Source organism: Streptomyces sp. CLV115, from assembly GCF_038448545.1.
In the GTDB taxonomy this organism is placed as follows: Bacteria; Actinomycetota; Actinomycetes; order Streptomycetales; family Streptomycetaceae; genus Streptomyces; species Streptomyces sanglieri.
On record NZ_JBCEWQ010000067.1, the window covers coordinates 13,145 to 35,827 of the forward strand.

Consider the following 22,683-nt stretch of genomic DNA (forward strand, 5'->3'; position numbering starts at 1 on the left):
TATCTATCAAGGAAGGGTCCGGCGCGGGGCCGGGAGGCACACCGGGACGCTCGGGACGCCGACACACGCTCGGCCCCGAAGGCGGAACAGGCTGGGCTGCGGACGGCCCGGACTTCGGGCCGTTCTCTGACCGAAGAGCCGCAAGGGGCTCCCCGACCGGTTTCAGCCGGACGGATCTATAAGAGGCCACGCGGATAAAAGCTTCAAGGTCTGCGGGCCGGCGTCCGCAGACAGGCCCAGCACGCCTCGGACGTCGCCGTTGCGGGCCAGACCGATCAGGCGTTCCAGCAACTGCCGGTCGAGGCCGTAGCCTCATCGCGCCCACCGGTGCAGGTACGCGGGCAACTCCACCTCGGATCCGGCCGCGGCCGCCACGACGCCCCGGAGCAGATGGGCCACGCCGAAGTCCTCGCCATCTGGGTCCGCGCAGGCGGCGGCGACGGGTTCGAGGGCGGGCAGCAGTCCCGGCAACTGCTGGACGCTCCAGGTGTGCCAGGCCGGCAGCTGGGTGCCGCCGGCCTCGGCGTCCTGTGCGCGATGGGCGACGAGGACCGGGCAGTGCTGATGGGCCACGGCCAGCCAGGCGTCTATGTCCTCGTTGAACCGCCGTACCCGCGAGGACGCGGCGAAGAACCAACTCGATCCCTCGTCGAAGTCGTCGTCTCCTTGGTCGGCAGGATAGTGCTCGGCAATGTGTATGTGCACGAACTGGTCACTTCCCACCTGCAGCCGTCGGCCGCCCTTCCAGGAAGGCTCCAGCGGTGGTGGCACCCGGGCCTCAATGGCGGCTCTCTCGTCGGCGGAGGGCTCGCGAGCGAACAGGACCTGGACTTCGGCCCATTCGAAGTAGGCGGCGTCACCCACGCCGAAGAACGGGAAGGAGTACGGAACGCTCATACGGGATCACTCTCGGGGCAGGGTGGGTAGGTGAGGGGCGCGCCGGCCGTCGGCCGGGACGGTCAGGTGGTGTACATCATCACGCCGAGACCGGCGTCGGCGGCCCTGGCGTAGAACGCGGTGAGTTCCTTGAGTTCGGCGGCGATGAGCCCGGGGACCTCGCCGGGCGGGGAGATCTCCTGCTCGTCCACCAGTTCGTCGAAATCGGCTTGTTCGACGACGACTTCGACGGCTGCCAGGTCAACGGCCGCGAGGCTTGCGGCGATCTCTGCCGCCTGCTCCGGCACGACCACCCCGAAAGCCGCGTTCTCCAAGGTCGGGCAGGCGACGCTTTCGGCGCCGTCCAGCGCGGCGTACAGCGGGTGAGGGGGCGAGTTCGGGTAGGTCTCGCCGGTGAGGAAGTTGAGCGAGAGGCCGAAGTGGGTGCGGAAGGACTCGGCCTTGTCGAGACCGTCGATGCTGCCGGGATTCTCCTTGAGGCCGCGGATCTCCTCGCCACTCACCATGTGCAGCCGGGTCGACTGTGCCATCGAGATTGCCTTTTCTGCCTTCGCCCGAAACGTGCGGGGCGGTAGGGATATCAGGGCATCACCTGGTTGCCGTCAGCGCCCCTGCCGGCAGTTGGTATGACGTGGCGAGCGTAAGCGCGCCAACGGGACATGGCCGGGGCGCGGCGCCCTGCGCCGACCGATCGCCCTTCCCGTACAGGCCCCAGTCCCTCCCCGGTCCCGACCTCGGCCCATGGGGCCGAGTACGTGGGGATTCCCCCACTACGTCCGGCGCCGGTGTCAGTAGAACTACGCAATCGGCTACGGAAACTCGCGGAACCGGCCTGATCGCGGCCTACGGCCGACTTTGATGTGCTCTACGTGGTGAAGGGCCGGTTGCCCGGCAGACCCGGCCCACTGTCAGAGGTACGTCCTACGGTCCTCACTGTGAGTGAATCGATGAGTGAATCCCTTTTTGCTGCTGTCACCCCTGCCCATGGCGGCGACGCCTCGGAGCGGGCAGCCCTGGTCCGTTCCCTGATCGCGGACGGGGCGGATGTCTCGGCGCGCGACGAGCAGGGCGTCACCCCGCTGCACCGGTCGGTGAAGGCCCCGTACAGCGCCGCCGACCCGCTGCCTTCCCTTGAGGTGATACGGGCGCTGCTGGAGTGCGGCGCGGATGTGCACGCCCTCGACAACCGCGGTGCCACCCCCGCCGAGTGGGCCGTGGCCTTGAACGACTCCGATCCGGCGGCCTGGGCGGAGCGCTCCGTGGAGGTGCTGGCGCTGCTCGTCGAGCACGGCGCCCGGCTGGACGGCCCGCTCGGTACCACCGGCGGGTCGTTCGCCCACCACAGCTGCGTGGCCGCGCCGCTCTACGCCTTCCTGCTCGACCACGGCGCACCGACCGACGCGGTCAACGATCGCGGAAACACTCCGCTGCACGCGACGGTCGGCTCGGCGCGACCGGGGCTGGTGAAGCTGCTGCTGGAGCGCGGCGCCGACAACGCCGCGGTCGACGGCCTCGGCCGGACTCCCCTGGGGATCGCGTTACGTCTGCCGGAGTACAGCATGGAGCAGCGGCAGGCACGGTCGGAGATCGTGACTCTGCTGGAGACTGCGGGTGCCCGGGCGCATGTGCGGTATCCCGTGGTGGAGGGCGGGCCGCTGCCCATCGACATGGAGGCGCTGCGGCAAGCGGCCGGGGTGATGCGGGCCGAGCTGGCCGAGGTGTGCGAGGCTGCTGGGATCCCCGACGACAGCGGCCGGCTCGCTGAGCTCGTGGAGCCGGACTTCGACAGCTACCAGGATCTGGCCTCCGCACTGCGCCACAACTGTCACCCTGATCTGCTGCCCTCGGTGCCCCGACTGTGCATCAGGGTGCTCGGCGAGTCCGGTACGACGCGAACGCTGACCGGTGACCAGCGGCTGGACACGCCGTTCTTCCACCACGGCGATCTGGTGGTGAAGGGCGGCGACTTGGACGTGGGGGCCCCCTTCGTGGTCACCGGCTCGCTGACGGTCGAAGGCGTACTGGCCGACTGCGGCCCGGATTCGGTGGTGGCCATCGGCGGCGGGGTGACGGCCCGAGGAGTGTTCACCGACGGCGAGATGTCCGTCGACGGCGACATCGGGGCCGACGTCGTCTACGGCTACTACAACGACCAGACGCTCCAGGCGGGCACCATCCGCGCCCGCCTGGTCATCGAGGACGAGCACGCGACGATCGCCTCGGTGGAAGCGGAGCTCCACTTCGACCTGGACGACTTCCAGCAGGGGTACGGCGACGGCGTCCAGGAGCAGTTGCGCGAGCTGCTGGTGGACGAGGTCTTCGCCGTTGACGAGGACGAGGACGAGGGCAAGGAAATGATGGACCCGCATCTGCTGTTCGCCCGGCTCCGCGAGGGTCTGCCGGTCTTCCGCACGGCTGCGCAAGCCGAGGCCCACTGAGCGCATGTACCCGTCGGCCCGGCGGCCCTCGCCCCAGCCGACCGCGCAGCACACCGCGCCTCGCGCTTCCCCCACCGAATCCGCCTTACCGGGCACTTCACCCCACGGAGCAACCACAGATGGCCGATGAAGAACCCCAGAGCAGCCCGTCAGTACCCCCCGCCCTCACCACGGTGCACTCACCGGCGGGGTACCGCGTCATCAGCGCCGAGGAGGCGGAGGAGCGGTTCCGGGTCTCCGCCGATGTCGGCTACCCGTACGCCGACTTCGCCGACGAGCAGGAGATCCGCCTGTACGAGGGCGGTCTGCACGTCGCGGGTCATCTGGAGCCGGAGGGCGGCAGCGACTGGGTGCCGTACAACACCGTCGTGGACGGTGATCTGACCGTCGACGGTGACCTGGTCTGGTGGGACGACCTCGGCAGCAACTTCTTCCTGGTCACCGGGGCTCTGCGGGCGCGCAACGTGCTGCTGTCCGGCTGCCCCGACGTGGTGGTGCGTGGTGACCTGGAGGTGGCGGGCGGCGTCTGCGGCTCGTACGGGGAAGACGGCGGTGTGCTCGTGGTGTGCGGGCGGACCCGCGCCCGGATCATCATCAGCATGTTGTACTTCGGCATGACTTTCGCCGAGCAGCCGCAGGCACTGCTCGTCGCCGATCCCTATCGCACCAACTCCCCGGTGGACTTCACCGAAGAGGAGCTGGACACCGTCCTGCTGCCCGAACTCCTCGACGACCGCGGCACGGCCGACGCGCGGAAGATCGAGGAGGCCTTGCGCGAGGGACGGCAGGTGCTGCGCGCCGGGGTCCGGCCGAGCCATCTGGCCGCCCTGGAGGAGCTGGACGCCCTGCTGGCCCGGGCGGAGGAAGTGACCGAACTCGACCTGTCCGAACGCAAGCTGAGGCACTTCCCCGAGCAGCTCCTCTCCTTCCCGAACCTGCGGGTCCTCTCCCTGGCGGGCAACGCCGAGCTCAAGACAATCGACCCGCGCATCGGCGAGCTGGCCGCCCTCGAAGAACTCCACCTGGCCGGGACGGGGCTGACCGGGCTGCCCGAGTCCATCGGCCGGCTGCGGAAACTGCGGCTGCTGGACATCTCCGACAACGCCTTCACGGCCCTGCCAGAGTCCCTTGGTGACCTGGACCGTCTGGAGGTGTTGCGCGCCGCGCATCTGACGTGCCCGCTCCCCGACGCGCTCGCCCGGCTGCGCACGCTGCGCGAGCTGGACCTGTCCCGCCAGCGCCAGGGCCGCTACTACTGCGACACTCTGGTCGACTTCCCCCCGATCGTCACCCGCCTGACCGGACTGAGGAAGCTCGACCTGTCGTATGTCTGGCTGTCCTCCGTCCCCGACGAGCTGCTGAACCTGACCGAACTGGAGGAGCTCGACCTCACCGGCTCCCTGTCCGCCCGGCTGGCGCGGCTGCCCGACCTGGCCCGGCTGCCACGCCTGCGCGTCCTGCGCATGAACGGCAGCGCCCCGGGCTCCAACCAGCCCCCTCCCAGCCGGGACCTGCTCTCCGGCATCTGGGACATCACCACCCTCGAACACCTGGAGATCGACCGCTGGGGCAAGGAAACGTTCGACGGCCGGAAGGCACGCACCGCCTTCCGCGCGCTGCCCGACGACGCGTTCACCCACCTGTCGAACCTGCGGCACATCGACCTGTCGTTCAACGAACTCACCACCCTTCCCGAGTCGTTCTTCGGACTGCGCCGGCTCAAGTTCGCGGGCCTGCGGTACACCAAGCTCGACCGGCCCACGCTGGAGCGTCTGCGCGAGACGTTTCCCCGGACCCGGCTCGACCTGCGGGACACCGGCACCAAGGAGGTCATCCACGACCCGAACTGGCAGGCCGTGCACGCCCTGGTCAGGACCGGCGCCGAGAAGCAGGCCGCACAGGACCACGCGGCGGCCGTCACCGACTTCGAGGAAGCCGTCGCGCTCTGCGCCCCCGGCACGTGCTACTCCGACTACGACCAGCTCTACGCCCACTACGGCCTGGTCGACGCCCTCGACCGGCTCGTCGACAACGCCCCGGACGCCGACCGCACCGAACCGACCGCCAAACTCATCCGGTACGCCGAGCAGACACTCGCCCTGATACCCGGCACGATCTGGCACTTCACCGACGAGGGCGCCTTCCAGGAAGAGGTCAAACGCCGCACCGGCAACGCCCTGGCCTGGCATCTGCTGCACAGCGGCGAACCCGAGCGCGCGCTCGCCGCCGCCGGGCAGGCCCTGTCGGTCGCCTCCGCCCCGGAGTACGACTTCGTCCGCGACACCCAGGTCCGCGTCCTGCTCGCCCTCGGCCGCACCGACGACGCCTACCGGGTGGCCGACCGAGTCCTCACCCGCGACCCGTCCTTCGGCGACTTCACCGACATCGCGGCCCTGTCCGAATTCCAGTCGTGGCGGCAGGCCCAGCGCACCCACCGGGCCCTCGAAGGCGGCCGATGAACCCCGGACCCGCCACACCGCCTGACATCCGGCCCCTCGACGAACTCGACCAGGTGCCCTGGGCCGAACTCAAGGACTGCTACGGCCCGGCGGCCGACGTCCCGGCCTGGCTGCGCGACCTGACCTCCCGTGACGAGGACGTCCGGACACGGGCATGGGGCCACATGGAGTCGCGCCTCTACCACCAGGGCGACGTCTACGAGGCGACCCCCCACGCCGTCCCCTTCCTGCTGCACCTGCTCGCGGACGAGGCGACGCCCGGCCGGAAGAAGCTCCTGTGGTACCTGTCCGCCCTGGTCACAGGTGCGGACGACAGGCAGTGGTTCCCGGACGGGTACGACACCGCCCAGACCGACGGGTGGCCGGTCGAGACCGCCGTGTACGAAGCCGTCCGGGCCGGGGTGCCGGCCGTCGTCGTACCGCTGCTGGACCACGACGACCCCGAGACGGCGGGTCTCGCGGCCATGCTCGCGGCCTGGTTCCCCGCCCACGCCCCGCTCACCCTGCCCGCGCTGCGCCAGCTGTGCGCGCGGCCGCTGCCGCGCCCTCAGCGAGCGACCGGGCTCATCGCACTGGGCCTGCTGGCAGGCGCCGCGGGAGACCGCTCCGACACGGCCCTGCTGGAGCGGACCCTGGCGAACGGCGACGAACCCGACCGCTGGGCGGCGGCCGTGGCCCTGGCACGCATCACCGCGCCCGACATCCCGCCCTCGGCCATCAGTGCCCTGACCGCCGAGCTGGGCGTGATCTGCACGGGCCCCGACGAGTACGAGATGACCGCCACCAGGACGCACTTCTGCTACAGCGACGTAAATGGGCTGATCCTGCGGACCCTGGACCGTCTCCCCCGAGGACGCCGGAAGGCCGCCCGGGACTGTCTCGTACGGACGCTGCTGCGGATCGAACAGCAGGACTCCGAGCTTTCGGAAGCGGCGGACTGGGCCACGACTCTGGCCTGTTTCGCCCTCACCAGACAGGTGAGCGGTCAGGTGAGCGGTGCCGCGGCGCTGACGCCGTTTCAGCGTGCCGTGCTCCAGGCGCTGCTCGGCGGCGACCGGATCTGGGAGTCGGGGGACCTCGGCATCCTCCTGTCGGAGGAGTACGGGCTCCCTGACACCCCGGACGCACTGGGGGCGTGGCTGGGCTCCCCGTGACAGGGCCGGTGCGCACGGCGCACCGGTGGAACGACGACCGCGATTTCTGCGGCATCGGACGCGGTGCGCGATGGATGGGTTCGTGAAGATGGAGGGTGGACGGACATGGGTTGGCTGACGGCGGGCGAAGGATATGAAGTGGCCCTGGTGGAGGGCAAGGTGGCCGCGCGGGCCACGACGGGGCGGTCGGCGGGAAAGCAGTTGAAGTCCCTGCCCAAGGCGCTCAAGGACCATCCCGAGGTGGACCGGCTGCGGCGCTTCGCCGAGTGGCTGGACCGGCACACCACCGCGTGCCTGGCGCAGGTGGACACCTGGATGGTGTCGTCGCTGCCGGTGCCGACGGTGCTGCTGGCGCGGGTGTGGCCCGACGAGGCGTGGCAGGTGGCGCTGCGCGACCTGGTGGTCGTCGGTGACGACCCGGACGAGCCGGGCTTCCTGCGCGACGCCACCGATACCGGTGAGCTGCGGATCGTCACCCTGGACGGCGAGACCGTACGGATCTCCCCGGAGACCGTGACCCTGCCGCACCCGGTGCTGCTGCCCGACCTGGAGGAGATACGGGAGTTCGCCGCCGAGCTGGGCGTGGTGCAGAAGGTCGAGCAGATCCACCGGGCGACCTGGCTCAAGCCGGACGCCCTCGCTGAAAAGGCCACCGAGGTGAAGGACTTCGCCGGGGGGAAGTTCTCCTCCCGGTACGGCCTGGCGGCGCGGGCCACTTCGCTTGGCTACCGGGTCTCCGGCGGCTACGCCACCAGCCGGGTGCGCGACGAGGCGCGGACCGTGGAGGCGTCGGTGTGGATCGGGGAGCCGTACTGGGACGGCGAGACCGAGACCGGCGCGCTGAACTGGCACGACGAGGAGGGCCGGGCGCTGCCGCTGCGCGAGGTCGGTCCCGTCGCCTGGTCGGAGGGTATGCGGATGGCCGCCGCCCTGTACGCCGGCCGTGTGATCGAGGAAGGCGCGGACGCGTGAGCGGGTCGACTGCGGCCGGTGAACTGCTCGCGGCCGGTGCGGTGTTGCCGCCGGGCACCGAGGGGGGTGAGCGTGCGGTTCCGCTGACCGCCCGCGCGTACCGGCATCCGGGTCTTGAGGCCCGTACGGTGGTGCGGCTGGTGCCCGGCGAGCTGGGCGCGGCGGAGGACCTGGCGGCCGGCTTCCTGGGGCTGGCGCCGGCGGGTGAACCCGAGGTCGTCGGACTGGGGCTGCGGCAGGCGCTCGGCTTCCCTGAGTGGGTGCTGGTGCACCATCCGCAGGACGGTCACCATGCGCTGGCCGTCGTACCCGAGTTGGAGCGCGCCGCCCGGCAGGCGAAGTCCAAGCCGAAGGCGGCTCTGGACGCGTGCAAGGAGCTGGCCGGGCGGCTGGCCGCGTCCGTCCCGTACTTCCTGCCGACCTTCTACGAGCAGGCCGGGCGGGTCTTCCTCGGCGTGGACAACGCCACGTACGCGGCGCAGATGTTCAACCGGGCCCGGAAGGCGGAGGCCGAGCACGGGCTGGTGGTGGACGAGGACCGGCTGGACGCGGTCTGCCTTGAGTTCGCGCTGGCCGGTGTGCTGCCGTTGAAGGCGCTTTCGGAGTATGCGAAGCAACTGGCTGCCCGGGTCCCGGCCGAGGAGGCGCTGCGGCGGTTCGTCCGGTTGTGTGTGCGGCGTACGGCGGGTGGTTTGCCGCCTTCGGGTGCGATGGCGGCCGATCTGCGGCGGCTGGCCAAGGCCGCGGGACAGGACGCGGGGGCGGTGGAGCAGGAGTACCTGGCCGAGCTGCTGGAGCTGCCGGGCACGATGCGGGCCGCCACCGCCTGGTGGAAGGCGCACCGCCCGGCCCTGGTCGCCCTCGCCCGGCGGGACGCCGCGGTGCGCGGCACCCTGCTGAACGCCATGCCGCAGGGCGACGAGGAACTGCTGGACCTGTGGCTGGAAATCCTTGAGGACTCCAGTGCCGCGGCCGGCCTGGGCGACGGTGAGGTGCCCGAGCAGGAGCGGCCCGCCGACGGTACGGCGGGCTGGTTCCGGCGCTTCCTCGCCGGGCGGGGGTCGGGCTGGCGGGGTTGGACGCCGCTGCCGCGCCTGTGCGCGCTGACGGAGCGGATCGCCGACCGGTTGCGGGCGGAAGTCACCGCTTCCGGTGAGGCGCTGAGGGCGCACCCGGACCTGGACCTGCTGGACCTGCTGCTCGCCCTCAGGATCCCGGTCGCCGACCCCGAACCGGACGCGATGCTGGGCCTGAAACGCTGGGCGGGCGGCGAAGCACAGCGCGACCTGCTGGCCCTGGCGGCCGACACCCGGTTCCGCCCTGCCTTCCGCCGCGCGGTCGAGCAGCTCAGCAACCAGTACGACCGCGACATGGTGCTGATGCTGGCCCAGTCGCCCGGCGGGCGGCCGATGCTCGCCGAGTGGGTCCGCGACGTTGCCCGGCGCACCGTCGACGCGAGCCTGCCGGAGTTCCCCGCCGCTGTGAGACGCCTGTCGTGGCTGCCTGGCGAGGCACTGGCCCTGGCCCCGGACGAGGTGCGTCAGGCGGTCGGGACCGACCGCGGCGGCGCGCTCGCCCGCACGCTGCGAGCGGGACTGATCGACGAGTTGGGCTGGCCCGCCTGGGAGCAGACGGTCACCGAGCTCGCCACGAACAAGACAGACCGCGACAACCTGGTTGTCGCGGACGCCTGGCCGTACCTGATCGTCTCCAACCTCACGCAGGCCCGGGTGCTCGGCGCCGACGGCACCGTGCTCACCCACGACCTGCGGATTCCCGCCGGGGAGATCGACCGATGGAACACACCTGGCTTCCACTACGCGGACGGCGAGCTGCTCGTCCACTGGAAGTCGCCCCGCGGCCTGTGCGGGTATTGGCACACCGCCGCCGACCGCATACAGCTCCTTCAGGGCGGCGAACCCCACGGATCGTCGGTCCGGTGGCCGCACATCCTCAGCAGCCCGACCCTGCCGTTGCCCGGCGGCGGGCGGACCACCGGTGAGGGGGTGCTGCACCGGGGCGACACGACCCTGCCCGGCAACCGGGCGGTGATCAGCGACGGCACGTCGTACTGGGTCTGGCAACAGGTGGGCGACAGTGGCTGGTACGAGTACGATCCGGCCACCGGGGAGTACGGCCGCAGGGCCATGCCCGGCTTCCTCACCGACGCCGTCCGCGACGCGCCCGCGGACAGTACCTACGTCGACGGCTGGCTGCTGCCCGCGTTCACCGACGAGCCGGCCCCGGTGGGCGTGCCGGTGGGCGGCCTGCTGGGCTGGCGCGTGGTGTGCCTGCCGGACGGGTCGCTGCGCGGCGAGGACCTGGCCGGGCGCTCGATGACCGTGCCGGGCGGCTCCGACGGCCCCGGCACACCGGCCCGCGCCCTGACCCTGCCCGGCGACGACCGGGCCCGGGCACTGGTGCTGCGCTGGTCGACGATCCGCCTGATCGACCCGGACGGCGTCATCACCGCCGAGTTCGAACTGGGTGGCGAGCCCGGGCTCGACGCGGCGGGTACCACGCTGCTGCCGCCACTGCGCTACTGGCACTGCCTGCGCCCCCGCGACCCGGAGGGCTCGGCCGTCCTGCGCCGGATCGACCGCGACACCGCAGCGGCGCTGCTGAAGGTGGCGGACGCCGCCGGTGAGCACGAGGGCCTGCACGGGGTGGTAGGCGAGCTGCTGCCCGGCATCACCGACACCGCACTGGTCACCGGGGTGGCCGGGGTGGTGCGCCGCGCCGCCGAGCAGCAGGCCACGCTGGGCAGGGTGGCCGCCCGGCTCGCCGAGACGCTGGGGGACGAGAGCCCCCAGGACGAGCCGGCCGGCCCCTCCGACGAGCTGCTCGTCGACGCACTGAGCGGCCTCGCCGACGGGTCCTACTGGCCGGACGGCAACAGCGCCTTCCACAGCCTGATGACCATCGGCCAGGCAGTACGCGGCGACCTGCAGCCCGCCCCGCAGACGGGATCCGCCGTGCGCACCCACCTCGACGGGCACCGCCTGCCGGACGGCAGGCCCCAGTGGGACAGGCTGCTCGACCAGTGCGCGGCCGTGGCCTTCCGGGCGGCAGCCCCGACCACGCGGCCCGAGCACCGGGACGCCCTGCACCAACTGCTCCGCGAACTCGACGCTCTGGGGCTGGCCGCAGCCGCCGAAACCCCCCGGTGGCGCCGGTTCACGCTGCACCTCGACGCGAGCCACCTGACCAAGCCCGGCGGTGAGCCGCGCGACGGTACCTGGCTGGGGCTGCTGCCACTGGACGGCGGCGCCTTCCTCGCCGTCGTGGACAAGGAGGACTTCGACGAGAAGCACGGCTGCTCCTTCACTGCGCTGTTCCACGATCCGTCGGGCCGCTTCGAGGTGCCCGCTCCGTACACGGTGCGGTCCTCCGGACCGGTCGGCGAGGCCCGGAACGCGGGCTGGCCGGCAGCGTTCCTGTCCGAATCCGACGCACGCGGCCCCGCCCCGGCGTTCCCGGAGGCGGCGATACGGGAGTTCGCCCGGCTGACCGGAGTCAGCGAGGGCAAGGCCGCGCTGGTGGTGGCGGGCATGCCGTACTACGGGCATCACGCCGCTTCCGTACCCGGCAAGGTGCTCACCAGGCTCGGCCTGAAGCAGGTCGACGTCGACGTCGCCCTGGAGGACCTGCGTGACCCCGGCGCCCGTGTCCGGCGGGAGGTCGTCGCGGCGCTGCTGCCCGCCGAGCCCGCCCGGCTGTGGACCGACGGTCCGGACGTCGCCGCCGCGGCCGAGGTGTGGCTGCGTGCGGTGGGACGGCGGCCCGCCGCGCCGGCGACGCTGGTCGCCGAGACCTCGAAGGCACTGGGGACCGGGTGGGCTCCCCGCCGGGCGCTGCCCGCGCTGCTCGACCCGGCCGGCGCGCCGGAGCTGAGCTGCGACCTGGCCTGGAGGGTCAGCGACTACGGCGTCAAGGAGGCCGACCCGCACGCCGTCGGCTTCACCCGCAGCGTGTTCCCCAGCACCATGACACTGGTCGCGTGGCTGTCCCACCGGCTGCCTGCGGGAGACCCGGTGCGCGCGGCCCTGCCCGGCGCACTGGCCGCCGTCCGGGACCGGCTCGCCCATCCGGGCCTGATGCTCAACCTGGGCGGCGAGTTCGGCGCCGGCGACCTGGACAAGTTCCGCACGACGGCCGGTACGCCCACCGAGACCGGCGAGGACTGGGAGCGGTACGGAGCCGTGGTCCTGGCCGGCACCCGGTACCTGTACCCGGCGGTCCGGCCCGCCCTCCTGGACGCGGCCGGGACCGACTCGTACCTCCGCGTCCTGCGCGGTGACCGGCCGTCGTCCGAAATCGAGACGGCGCTGCGGCTCGCCCGGGACCCGCGGTTCGAGGCTGTGCTCGCCGACCCGGGCGGTCCGGTCGCGGGCGAGCGGGACGAGGACGGCACCTGGTGGCCGCAGGACCCGACCCGGTCGGTGCCGGACCTGGTCGCCGAGGCGGCGAAGGAGTACGGCCTCGGGGACGACGCCGCCGTGCTCTACCTGATGCTGCTGGCGATGCCCGACCCCACCGACCGCAACGCGGCGCGGTGGACCGGGTGGAAGCCGGACAGGCTCAAGGCCGCCGGTGCCGAACTGGCCGCCACCGAGCTGGTGGTGGAGGCGAAACGCCCCCGGGCCGGGCGCTCGCTGTTCCTGCCCGGCGGCTGGGTGAACCTCGCCAAGCCGGCGCTCCCTGTGGAGCAGTGGAAGCTGCCGCTGTTCGGGCACCTGGTCAGCGGCGAGAGGGTGCCCTTGGACGTACTGGTTCCGGTCGACCCCGCCGCCGACCTGTACCGCAGGGCCTGGCAGCGGGTCCGGGACGGTGACGGGCCCCGCTTCGAGGAGCTGAAGGTGCCGCGCCGCAGGGGCCGCTGAGCCCCGCCGGGGCACGGGTGCGGCGCCACACCCGCGTCCCGGCACAACCAGCGATGCAACCCGAACACCCTTGCAGTGATGAGGACTTCATGATCGATCCAGCCGAGCAGACGACGACTGGCCCGTCCCGGTACGCGCCCGGCGCCCGCCCTGGCCCGGCTCGCCGCCCAGTACGAGGAGATCGTCCGGCTCCGCGAAGCGACCGCCGGGGAATCCAAGGTCAGGCGCCTTCCAACGCCGCGAACCGCCGTCATCGGCTCCTGCAGCTGATGCTTGCCCTGAACCGTGGCGACCCGCATCGCCGATCATCCAGCCGCTGGCTCGCCCGCACCGCTGCCGATTCCGGACTCCAGATATCGGCGCAGAGCCTCCCGCCCTCCCGGGACGAAGAGCCATTCATCAGCGACCGCACGCAGTTCGTCCACTGTCATCCAGTCCTGCCACTCGATCTCGACCGGGTCCGGCACCAGAGCCTCCGGCACTACGGCCTCATGCACCCCGAGCCAGATGGGGCTGATCCCTGCGCGGCAAAGGAACTTGAACAGGAACCTCACCGGCACACGAACGCCCAGCTCTTCAGCCAGCTCGCGGACTGCCGCCTGCTCATACGACTCGCCCACGTTCACGGCGCCGCCGACCATCACGTCGTAGTAGCCCGGGAACCGGGACATCGTCTCGGCCCGCCGCAGCACCAAGATCCGCCCCTCGCGATCACGACAGATCGTCGTTGCAATGCGATGCGGCCAGTTCTCACGCACCGCCTCATCTCGGTCGACGACTCCCAGCACGCGGTCATGCTCATCGACATGCTCAACCAGTTCACGCATGGAGGCACGATGTCAGCCCCCACTGACAACGCTGCCCGGCGAGCACCGAAGGCAAGTGATCCGCACCACAGGACATCCCGCGGAATGCAACACGCTCGACGATCGGCGTCGCGAACGGTGCCTTGAAGAGCGACCTGCTCAATCGCCACACGAGGTGATCCGCACACGGTCTCTGCGGACACAAGACGGACCCTGGCGTACTTCATCGTGCGCCGGCCGCGCGGACTGATCGCCGCCGCACTGCAGTACTCGCACGTCTCCACCAAGGTCACACTCCGCTACGCCGGGGAGGGCGACACCTCGTGGCTGGAGGGCCTGGCGGTCGAGAAACTGGAGATGGTCATGGAACAGAACGAAGACGACTGGACCCGGATCCAGGACGGCGAGCACGTCAGCGGGCCGTCCGCCGACGAGTACCGCTACCGGCTCTCCGGCGTCGCGCGGTTCTCCGGACGCGTCGTGCGCTCCGTCCGCAGCGTCGAGCGGCTACCCGGCCAGGCCGATCCCGGCATCCACCACGGCGACGCCATGACCTGCGTCCACCGCGCGGAGACCGCCGAGTGCCGCCGAGAGAAGCTCGCCCTCGGACTGCCGGCGGACAGCGGCCCCGACGGGTCGTTCTGCCGCAGCTCGTGCACCAACCTGGTCTACACCGACCGCGACATCGCCCAGCTCCACAGCAAAATCCCCGCCTGGGAGACGACGGCACACGATCCCCTTGCACCGCAACCGCGGCGCGCCCGCGCCGCCGCCCTGGCCGCACGAGCCCGCACGATCATCGAGGACCACGAGGCGATCCGGCCCGCCATCAGCAAGGAGGGTGACGCAGCATGACGCGCAGAAGCAGGGACAAGGACGCCGAACGCACAGCGATCCGGGCCGCCGCTGCCCGCCTGCTCGCCGGCACGCCGCTGCGGTCGACGACCGGGAAACTCACCGGCAGCGAGCTGATCGTCGAAAGCGGCCTGCGCAGGGATGTCGTCTACGGCGACCACAAGGACCTCGTGGAGGAGTTCCAGGCCCAGGCCAGGGCCCGGTCCTACACACCGGATGCAGTCCAGAAGGTCGCCGAGGAGAACGTCGTACTGAAGCAAGAGCTCAAGGACACCAAAGCCGCGCTGGCCACAGAACAGGAGAGGAACTCGGCACTGGTGCGGGTCACCGCCGAGCTGTCGCTCGAACTGGAGCAGGCACGCGCCGAACTCGAATCCGCACAACACGTACCTCGGCTGCCCGGGGCACGTCCCCCGCACCTTCCCCCTCGGCGGCGCCGGTGACCTGGCCCTTCCCGAGCTGCCATCCGCGATACGGTGCCCTGGCAGACCGCGCCCAGGGAAAGGACGACGCTCATGGAGTTCCGGCCCATCACGCGGGCCCCCGGGGCGTTCCAGCAGTCCGTGACCCCTGAAGAGATCGAGGCGATCTGCTGCCGCGCTTTCGGAACGGACACCGAGGTTGTTTCGGCGGCCGAGCTCGGCACCGGGATGTACAACACGACGTACCGTGTCACCGTCGCGGGCCGCGAGCGTGCGGTGATTCTTCGGATCGCCCCGGAACCGGAGTGTCAGTTCACCTCGGAACGCGCCTTGATGCGCAACGAGTACGCCAGCCTGCCCTACCTCGCGGCGCTCGCACCGCTCATGCCACGCGTCCTCGCGGCCGACTTCACCCACGAGATCATCGGCCGCGACTACATGGTGCAGTCGCTCCTCGACGGCATCCCGGCGACCGAGCACCTACGCACGTACCCGCGCTCGACGTGGCCGGTGTACTACCGGCAGCTTGGCGAAATCGCACGGCGCGTCCACGACGTCCGGGGCCCCGCGTTCGGGCCCATCACCGGTCCGGGATAGGGCAGGTGGAGCGAGGCGGTCGCCGCCTCCTTGGAGGACATCGCCGCGGACCTGGAGGGCGTCGGCCTCGACGCCTCCGATGTCCGCAAGGTCATCACGGCAGCACACCACCACCAGCCTGTCCTCGACGAGATTGCTGAGCCGCGGATGCTGGCTGGGGATTTGTGGCTCCCCAACACACAGCTCGATCACCAGAGCCTGGAACCCGTGATCACTGGCGCGTACGACTTCGACCGGACGTGGTGGGGCGATCCGGCGGCCGACTGGACCATCCGCATGGTGCTGGCCAAGTCCGACGAGCGGCAGGCGTTCTGGGAGACCTACGGACCCCTGAACCGGTCCGAAGACGCGCGATGGCGTCAGAAGATCTATGAAGCCCGGCACCTCGGCGCCATCCGCCTTGAGCGGCACCGCCTCGGCAACCATGAGGGCGTTGATGCAAGCTACGACTCCATGGCAGTCATCCTCGCCACCGTGGGCTGACGCGCCAGAGGTTTTCACCGGTCTTGGGACAGTTTGTACAGCTCGGCGAACAGTCCGACCGCGTCGAGCAGGGAGTCGAATGTCCCGGACTCCACGATCCGGCCGTGGTCGAGGACGATGATCCCGGGTCCGCAGCCAGCGCCGCATTCACCGCGTCGGCGAGGTCCAGGTCCAACGCGGTGTTGCGGACACGGCCGACGCCCCCGGATCCTGGTAGCGCGGAGCTGAGTATTCGCCGAGTTGGTGTGCGTGGGGTTCCCTGTCACCAGTGGCGGCCCATTTTCAGGCCTCGCTCGGCCTTGGCCAGTTGGCTCCGCGCGATCTGCAGGCCGACGGCGTTGGCGTCTTGGTTGAAGTTGACGGCGAGGCTGGTGGCCATGCCGTTTGCGTAGAACTCGACGGCCCGACGGTTCACCGTGAGGGCCTCCGCGTACTGCTGGACATCCACCAGCAGGCCTCCCAGCAGGATCACTGCCGCGCCCTCTCCACGCCGGTCTCCGGTCTCCTCACAGATCGTGAGGTACTGCCGGACCAGCGGGAGGGACTCCTTCAGGTACCGCTGGACCAGCGGGTGGGACGGCTGCTGCTGCCCAACGGTCATGAACTCGTGGGCGAGGTGGTACAGCACCTGGCCCTCGGAGGCACGGCCCAGGATCAGGCCGTGCAGTGAGGCGGCCTCCAGGCCGAAGGAGACGGCCGGCCTCAACTGACCTGCTTTGAGGAGTGTCTTGCTCAAGTCGAGCTGGGCGGTGCCCTGGCCACGCCGATCGCCGGTCGCGGCATGCGCGGCCTCGGATTGAAGGTAGGCCATGGCGGCTTCCTCGTACCGTTCCGCTGCCGCGAGCGTGCGGCCGAGGAGGTAGCAGGCTCTGGCCTCGCTGTCCCGATCACCCACGCCCGAGGAGACATCGGCCGCCCGTCGGCGGGCCGCGATGGTCTCGTTCGGCCGGTCCAAAGCCTCATGGGCGCGCGCGAGGTTGAGATAGGCCGAGCCCAAGGTGTCGGTGAAACCGAGCCTCAGCATGATGTCGGCACACCGCTCGTAGAGGGGGACGCTTTCCTCGTGCCGTTTCGCATCATGGAGGACCTCGCCCAGCGCGTAGAGCACCACCGCTTCACGGCGCTCGTCGCCCGACGCCCGGAAACAGTCGATGGACCGCCGCGCGGCGGCGATGGATTCGGTGATCCGCCCCACCGGCGACAGGGCATTGCTCAGGTTCTCCAGTACGTCTGCCTCACCGTGCACGTCGCCGTGCTCGCGGAAGAGGGCCGCCGACCGTGAACAGACGGTGATGGACTGCTCGTACTGCCCGTCGCTCAGCAGACCGAAACCGAGGTTCGACAGGGCCTTGGCCTCGCGACGGCCGTCGCCGAGCCGCTGGTAGAGCTCAGCGGCCCGCCTGCTGGCGACGACGGATTCCTTGTACCGGCCCACCCGGCCGAGGTCCGAGCCCAGTTCACCCGTCGTTGAGGCTTCCGAACCGAGGTTTCCCGTGACGCGGAACACCTCGATGGCCCCTCGACGGGCGGTGATGGCCTCCTCGGTGCGGTCGAGTGCCGTCAGCGCGGTCCCGAGGCACTGCAGCGCCGCGCCCTCACTGTCGCGGTCGCCGGTCTCGCGGCAGACGGCGGCGGCCTGCCGGCAGAGGGCGGCGGCTCGCTCGAACCGTTTCATGCGGACAAGGGTGACGCCAAAGGTGAAGAGTGACTGGCCCTCCGTGTGACAGTCACCGGCCTCGCGGCAGAGCGCGAGTGCTCGCTCCAGGGCGGTGATGGCCTCGGTGGGCCGTCCGGCCTCGTACAGACGGATGCCGAGGATCTTCTGCATCGTGCGTTCACGTGGGCCGTTGCCCGCCGTGCGGTAGCGGTCGATGGCCTGCTCACAGGCGGTGATGGCCTCCTCGTGCCGACCCGCCTCCGCCAGCGCGTTGCTCCGGTTGGTCAGCGCGCCGGCTTCGCCGTTGTGATCGTCCACCTCGCGGAAGAGGGCGGCGGCCTTTCCGCATGCCCCGGCGGCCTCGGCGAACCGACCCGCCTCAGCGGCGGCGCCGCCCAGGTTGATCAGTGCCGTGGCCTCGTTGCGGCGGTCGTCGGCCTCGTGCAGAAGGGCGGCGGCTCGCGTGGAGACGGTGACCGATTCCTCGAACCGGCTCAGCTTACTCAGGGCCGCACCGAGCATGCAGAGCACCCGGCCTTCGGCCCCGCGTTCACCAGTCTCGCCCAGGAGGGCCGCGGACCGCTCATAGGCCGTCACAGCCTCCTCGTACCCCTTCAGCTCGCACAGGGCGTCGCCCAGGTTGCGCAGGGAGTCGGCCTCCATGCCGCTCCTGCCCCTCTCACGGTAGTCGGCGACGGCCTCCCGGGTGGGGGCAAGCGACTCCTCGAACCGGCCCAGTCTCAACAGCGCGTTACCGAGGTTGTGCAGCATCGCGCCCCGCGCGGCGCCCACGCTGTTCTCCTCGAAGACATCGAGGGCGCGCCGACAGACGGTCACCGCCTCCTCGTAGCGCTCCGCCGACGTCAGAGCGTAACTCTGGTTGGTCAGTGCCACAGCCTCCAGGTGCCGCTCACCTGTTTCCCGGTAGACGGCCGCGGCCCGCCCGGAGGCGTCGGCGGCCTCGCTGGTCCTTTCCAGTTTGGCCAGACCGCCGCTGAGGTTGGCCAACGCGGCAGCCTCCAGACCGAGATCGCCGATCTCGTGGAAGAGGGCGGCGGCCCGCCCATGGGCGGTGACCGCATCCTCGGTCCGCCGCATCTCGGACAGCGACCTGCCGAAGTCCAGGAGCAGTTCCGCCGCGCTTCGCCGGCCGCCGGTTTCGAGGTGGACGGTGACGGCCCGTTCCACTGCCGTTCCGGCCTCCTCGGGCAGCCCCAGCTCGGCAAAGGTCTTGCCGACAGTCGCCAGCGACGTGGCGAGGGACGAGAGGTCGGTGCCGGGGGCGGCCTCGTCCAGTTGCCGGCACAGGTCGGCGGCCTCCTGCCGGGCGGCCCAGGCCTGCTCCCAGTCGCCCGCCCGGGCAAGGGACATCAGCTGCCGGGCGTCCCGGTGTCCGGGGAGGTCGAGGGTGGGGTGGGCGACGGCCAGCTGCTGGTACAGGTCGATGGCCTCCTGGGCGGCGGCCAGGGCCTGTTCCTCGCGGCCCAGATCCCACAGCCGGCTACCGAGGCTGTTCAGCGAGTCCGCCAGGTGGAGGCGCTGGTCGCCGAAGCCGTCCTCGACCAGCTGCCGTTGGATGTCCACGGCTTCCTGGACCGGAGCGAGCGCCTCCTGCTCACGCCCCAGCTCCGCGAGGAACCTGCCGAGATTGAGGAGGGCGAGCGTCAGATCGGGCTGGTAGGCGGCGGGATTCACCTCGGCCAGTCGCCGGAACAGGTCAGCGGCCTGCTGGCTGACGCTCAAGCCATCCGCCAAGCGACCCAGATCACGCAACGGGCGCGCGAGATTGGCCAACGCCGCGGCCAAGTTGTGGTCGTTGGCGCCCGGGTTGCGGGCAGCCAGTCGCCGGAACAGATCCACGGCCTCCTCCGTGGCGGCCAAGGCATCTTCCTTGCGACCTGCTTCGTACAGGTGCAGACCGAGGTTGCCGAGCGCCGTCGCGAGGTCGCCCCGGTGGGCGGCGGGGTTCCTCTCCGCCCGTTCCCGGTCCAGGTCGGTGGCTTCCTGGATGGCGGCCAGGGCCTCCTCCTGTCGACCGTGGCGGTGCAGCTGGTTACCGAGGCTGGTCAGCGACCTCGCCAGGCCGGTCCGGTAGGTGGCGGGGTCGGCCTTGGCCAGGCGGCGGCTGATCGCCACAGACTCCTCGGAGAGGAAGAGCGCGTCCTCCAGTCGGCCCACGTCGGACAGTCGGTCACCGAGGGTGGCCAGCGAGGTCGCCAGGGTACTGAAGCGGCCAAGGTGGTCGGGGCCAGCCCCAGTCTCGGGGCCCTCCTCGTCTTCGGCGAGCTCCCGGTACAGGCGTACGGCCTCTTCGGCCGGGGCGACCGCCTCCTCTCTGCGGCCGGCGTTGGTGCGGCGCCACGACAGGGTGCCGTACAGCCAGGCCCGCTCGCCGGGGTCCGTCGTGGTGGCCAGGCGGTGGGCGGTCAGCACCTCTGTGATCGCCAGGATGCCGATGTCCAGGTCGACGTCACGGCCGGACATACGGCCTTCGACGGCTTCCAGCACGGTCAGCAGGCCGGGATCCAGCAGGCCGCCCTCCGTGCCGCTCGGGCCGCCTGTCTCGGCGAGCGCGGCGAGCGTGGTCAGAGCCGGGCTGCCGGCGGCGATCACGAGGCCGGGATCGGTGCGCAGGAGCGGGTACAGGACGTCCTCACGGACGTGGCTCCAGCGGGCTGCGGCAGACGCGAGGAAGGTCACCGCGCGCGGGGCGATGACCGTCCGGAGATCGCCTTGCGCGGTCAGGGCGCGGGGGACATTGCTCGTCCAGGGGTCGGGTTCGTAGGAGGTGATGTCGTGCCCAGGTGTGAGCAGGCCGAGGAAGTCCTCCGCGAGCCGGTCGGGATAGAGGGGTTCCAGGACCAGCGCCCGGTCGGCGGGCGGGTAGCAGAACCGGTGGTCCTTCAGGAGATACCCGGAGTGTTCGGGCAGGTCCAGTTCCTGCAGGGCCCGCTTCCCCGTGGTGTGGCTGACCGCTCCGGTGAGTACGGCGGTGAACACGGTCTGAGCCATGACATCGGGGTCGGTCCGGTAGGTCTGCCCTTCCCTGCCAGCATCGTAGAGCCGCTGCCATGCCAGGCGTTCACGGTCCAGCAGGTACGCCGACAGCTCGTGCGGCTCGGTGAACGACGGCTTCTTGCCGTGTGCGTGGGCGTCGACGGCGACCAGCGCAGCCATGTGCAGGTTCAGCGTCAGGCCGAAGTCCCGGTTGTCGAGGGAGCCCGGCGGCTGGATCTGCGCGGTGTCCCCCAGGCCGTACAGGTCGTTGGCGCCGTAGCGGTCACGGGCGGCGGTGAACATCTGCATCCGGTCCGCAGCCAGCGAAGGAAGCAGCAGGTCGTCGGCAGCGGCACGACGTTCGCTGAGTTCACCGCGGAGTGCCGCGAACCATCGGACGGTCCGGCCGATCAGCAGGATCCGTGTGGGCCGCTGCCGGTTGAGGGCGGAGTGGGACAGCAGGCGTTCCAGTTCGCTGTGCGCCCACCGATCGGCGTAGTCGACGATGAGGAGCACTCCAGCCTCGGCGTCTGCTTGCGCGGCTTCGTCACCCGACGGTGACGGTCCGACGAGGACACCCCGGAATCCCGCCTGCAGGACCTGCCATCGCTCGGCCGCCGGCAGTTCCGGGCTCCGGGACCGTTCGGCGAACTCCGTGGCGAGGCGGGTCTTGCCCTGCCCGCCGGGAGCGTGCAGCAGCAGGACCGACACTCGCGCGTCCCGGGCGTCCCGCCACTGCCGCAGCCGCTCCAGCTCGGCTTCCCGGCCGATGAAGGGCACGACGTGGCTTCGTGCGTCCAGCAGGCGGCTGGGCTGCGTCATAAGCCACTCGGACACGGGAGTGGACGGGGCGGGGAGTTCCTCGATCGCGGGCAGGCGGTTGCCATAGACGTTGGTGACCGCTGCCTTGCCGCCGTGCCCGACCACGATCGCACTGCCCTCGCCGCTGCGCAGGTAGTTGACGCTCGGTCCCGGGCCCTCCGCCTCGTGCTGCCCGGGAGAGTTCTCGGTCACGGCCGGTCACCCGCGGTTTCGGAGCCCGGGAAGGGCGGACCGCCGGGTCCGTTGGTGACGTTCGCGCTGGACCCGTGGCCCACGGCGATCGCGCTGCCGTCCCCGCTGCGCAGGTTGCCGACGGTGGGCCCGGAGCCCGGTGCGGTCTCCTGCGGATGCGGCTCCAAGTCCAGCTGCCGTACGTCGGCGCCCGGGAGCCAGATCCAAGCCTCCCCCCGGTGCTCCTTCTCCTCGACACTCACCTGCCGGAACTCATCCGCAGGAATACTGGTATACGTCTCCCGTACGACGTCGAAGACGGTCTCCGACACCGCGACGGCCAGGCAGGCGTACGGCGCCCGGTCCAGAGCGGTGCGCAGCGCCGCGCAGTCGCGGATGCGGCTGATCTCGACCGCGGCCCGTCCGATGAAGCCGTTGGCGCCCAGCGCCACCGGGCCGAAGTGGACGGCCGCTCTCAGCCGGAGCCAGGGCTGCCGCTGCCGGCCGAAGTTGAAGGTTCGCAAACCGGCGTCCAAGGCGCGCATGAACTTGTCGACCAGGGCGGGCTCGGAGGCATCTGCGGGCAGGACGGCGAACAGCGAGTCCCCGCCCTCCTGCGTCTCCCATACCTCGCGGTCCAGCTCGGCGGTGGCGGCCGCCTCGTCCAGCAACCGCACGATCGCTTCCTGGAACTGCCGCTGTGTCTCCGCGTCGACGCCGCCGTATCCCTTCGCGTCGACCGTCAGCAGCGGCCTCCGTCCGAACGCCCGTACGTCACCCGGCCCGTCCATACCGTTCCCTGTCATGACACCTCTTGGTACACGAACTTCGGAGGGGAGGTTTACGCATTTTCTCAAATGCCCTTCAAAGCAACGGAGTTGCTCCACAGTCACTCGTCGGGGATGCCGGCGCCCGTCCGCTCCCCCGAAGGCGGGCGCCGGCACACAGCATTCGTACACCCGTGTTCGGGTGTGAACCCTGTGGAAGTACGGGTTGCCGAGAGATACGAGGGTTTCCGAAGTCCGGAGAACCAAGTGGAGAGATCCCGCACAAGTGACTGGTCCGGTCGG

Annotated in this window: 14 protein-coding genes; 9 read left to right on the forward strand and 5 right to left on the reverse strand. The window is 70.8% G+C overall.

All coding sequences use genetic code 11. The annotated features are described in order from the left end of the window. Window positions 1–312 precede the first annotated feature (312 nt). Both AADR41_RS22820 and AADR41_RS22825 read right to left on the reverse strand, forming a co-directional pair. A complete protein-coding gene (locus AADR41_RS22820) occupies window positions 313–897 on the reverse strand; it encodes a hypothetical protein (RefSeq protein ID WP_342283243.1) in 585 nt (194 codons plus the stop codon). Between the two features lie 62 nt (window positions 898–959). Then, window positions 960–1,427, reverse strand: a complete 468-nt coding sequence (locus AADR41_RS22825) for a hypothetical protein (RefSeq protein ID WP_342283244.1) — start codon at window positions 1,425–1,427, stop codon at window positions 960–962. 405 nt (window positions 1,428–1,832) lie between these two features. Between AADR41_RS22825 and AADR41_RS22830 the strand changes: the two genes are divergently transcribed. The 5 genes from AADR41_RS22830 (at window position 1,833) to AADR41_RS22850 (ending at window position 12,803) form a co-directional block, all read left to right on the forward strand. Then, a complete protein-coding gene (locus tag AADR41_RS22830; RefSeq protein WP_342283245.1) occupies window positions 1,833–3,335 on the forward strand; it encodes an ankyrin repeat domain-containing protein in 1,503 nt (500 codons plus the stop codon). 119 nt (window positions 3,336–3,454) lie between these two features. Next, window positions 3,455–5,794: a leucine-rich repeat domain-containing protein gene (locus tag AADR41_RS22835; protein WP_342283246.1), complete on the forward strand. Its 2,340-nt coding sequence runs from the start codon at window positions 3,455–3,457 to the stop codon at window positions 5,792–5,794. Next, entirely contained in the window at window positions 5,791–6,948 is a 1,158-nt protein-coding gene (locus tag AADR41_RS22840) for a hypothetical protein (RefSeq protein ID WP_342283247.1), read from the forward strand. Before AADR41_RS22835 ends, AADR41_RS22840 begins: the two co-directional genes overlap by 4 nt. 105 nt (window positions 6,949–7,053) lie before the next feature. Next, a complete protein-coding gene (locus tag AADR41_RS22845; RefSeq protein ID WP_342283248.1) occupies window positions 7,054–7,920 on the forward strand; it encodes a DUF4132 domain-containing protein in 867 nt (288 codons plus the stop codon). After that, a complete protein-coding gene (locus AADR41_RS22850; protein WP_342283249.1) occupies window positions 7,917–12,803 on the forward strand; it encodes a DNA-binding protein in 4,887 nt (1,628 codons plus the stop codon). Before AADR41_RS22845 ends, AADR41_RS22850 begins: the two co-directional genes overlap by 4 nt. 305 nt (window positions 12,804–13,108) lie before the next feature. Here AADR41_RS22850 and AADR41_RS22855 read toward each other — a convergent pair whose 3' ends face one another. Next, a complete protein-coding gene (locus tag AADR41_RS22855; RefSeq protein ID WP_342283250.1) occupies window positions 13,109–13,630 on the reverse strand; it encodes an NUDIX hydrolase in 522 nt (173 codons plus the stop codon). 207 nt (window positions 13,631–13,837) lie between these two features. Here AADR41_RS22855 and AADR41_RS22860 point away from each other — a divergent pair, with 207 nt between their 5' ends. The 4 genes from AADR41_RS22860 to AADR41_RS22875 all read left to right on the forward strand — a co-directional run bounded on the left by AADR41_RS22860 (window position 13,838) and on the right by AADR41_RS22875 (window position 15,966). Further along, window positions 13,838–14,464: a hypothetical protein gene (locus AADR41_RS22860; protein WP_342283251.1), complete on the forward strand. Its 627-nt coding sequence runs from the start codon at window positions 13,838–13,840 to the stop codon at window positions 14,462–14,464. Continuing rightward, window positions 14,461–14,907, forward strand: coding sequence for a hypothetical protein (locus AADR41_RS22865; RefSeq protein WP_342283252.1), 447 nt, complete (start codon window positions 14,461–14,463; stop codon window positions 14,905–14,907). Before AADR41_RS22860 ends, AADR41_RS22865 begins: the two co-directional genes overlap by 4 nt. Before the next feature lie 72 nt (window positions 14,908–14,979). Continuing rightward, window positions 14,980–15,483, forward strand: a complete 504-nt coding sequence (locus tag AADR41_RS22870) for a phosphotransferase family protein (protein WP_342283253.1) — start codon at window positions 14,980–14,982, stop codon at window positions 15,481–15,483. A 30-nt stretch (window positions 15,484–15,513) separates the two neighbouring features. Next, window positions 15,514–15,966 (forward strand): hypothetical protein, encoded by a 453-nt coding sequence (locus AADR41_RS22875; RefSeq protein WP_342283254.1) that lies wholly within the window; start codon window positions 15,514–15,516, stop codon window positions 15,964–15,966. A gap of 262 nt (window positions 15,967–16,228) precedes the next feature. On the opposite strand, the gene AADR41_RS22880 is transcribed toward AADR41_RS22875, so the two are convergent. Both AADR41_RS22880 and AADR41_RS22885 read right to left on the reverse strand, forming a co-directional pair. After that, window positions 16,229–21,634, reverse strand: coding sequence for a tetratricopeptide repeat protein (locus AADR41_RS22880; RefSeq protein WP_342283255.1), 5,406 nt, complete (start codon window positions 21,632–21,634; stop codon window positions 16,229–16,231). After that, window positions 21,631–22,419, reverse strand: coding sequence for a hypothetical protein (locus tag AADR41_RS22885; RefSeq protein ID WP_342283256.1), 789 nt, complete (start codon window positions 22,417–22,419; stop codon window positions 21,631–21,633). Before AADR41_RS22885 ends, AADR41_RS22880 begins: the two co-directional genes overlap by 4 nt. Window positions 22,420–22,683: the final 264 nt, after the last annotated feature.

Excerpts from the sequence above, each read along its gene's own strand:
- AADR41_RS22855 (WP_342283250.1), bottom strand. The coding sequence starts at position 13,630 with ATGCGTGAACTGGTTGAGCATGTCGATGAGCATGACCGCGTGCTGGGA.
- AADR41_RS22885 (WP_342283256.1), bottom strand. The coding sequence starts at position 22,419 with ATGACAGGGAACGGTATGGACGGGCCGGGTGACGTACGGGCGTTCGGA.
- AADR41_RS22870 (WP_342283253.1), top strand. The coding sequence starts at position 14,980 with ATGGAGTTCCGGCCCATCACGCGGGCCCCCGGGGCGTTCCAGCAGTCC.
- AADR41_RS22825 (WP_342283244.1), bottom strand. The coding sequence starts at position 1,427 with ATGGCACAGTCGACCCGGCTGCACATGGTGAGTGGCGAGGAGATCCGC.
- AADR41_RS22845 (WP_342283248.1), top strand. The coding sequence starts at position 7,054 with ATGGGTTGGCTGACGGCGGGCGAAGGATATGAAGTGGCCCTGGTGGAG.
- AADR41_RS22865 (WP_342283252.1), top strand. The coding sequence starts at position 14,461 with ATGACGCGCAGAAGCAGGGACAAGGACGCCGAACGCACAGCGATCCGG.
- AADR41_RS22840 (WP_342283247.1), top strand. The coding sequence starts at position 5,791 with ATGAACCCCGGACCCGCCACACCGCCTGACATCCGGCCCCTCGACGAA.
- AADR41_RS22835 (WP_342283246.1), top strand. The coding sequence starts at position 3,455 with ATGGCCGATGAAGAACCCCAGAGCAGCCCGTCAGTACCCCCCGCCCTC.
- AADR41_RS22820 (WP_342283243.1), bottom strand. The coding sequence starts at position 897 with ATGAGCGTTCCGTACTCCTTCCCGTTCTTCGGCGTGGGTGACGCCGCC.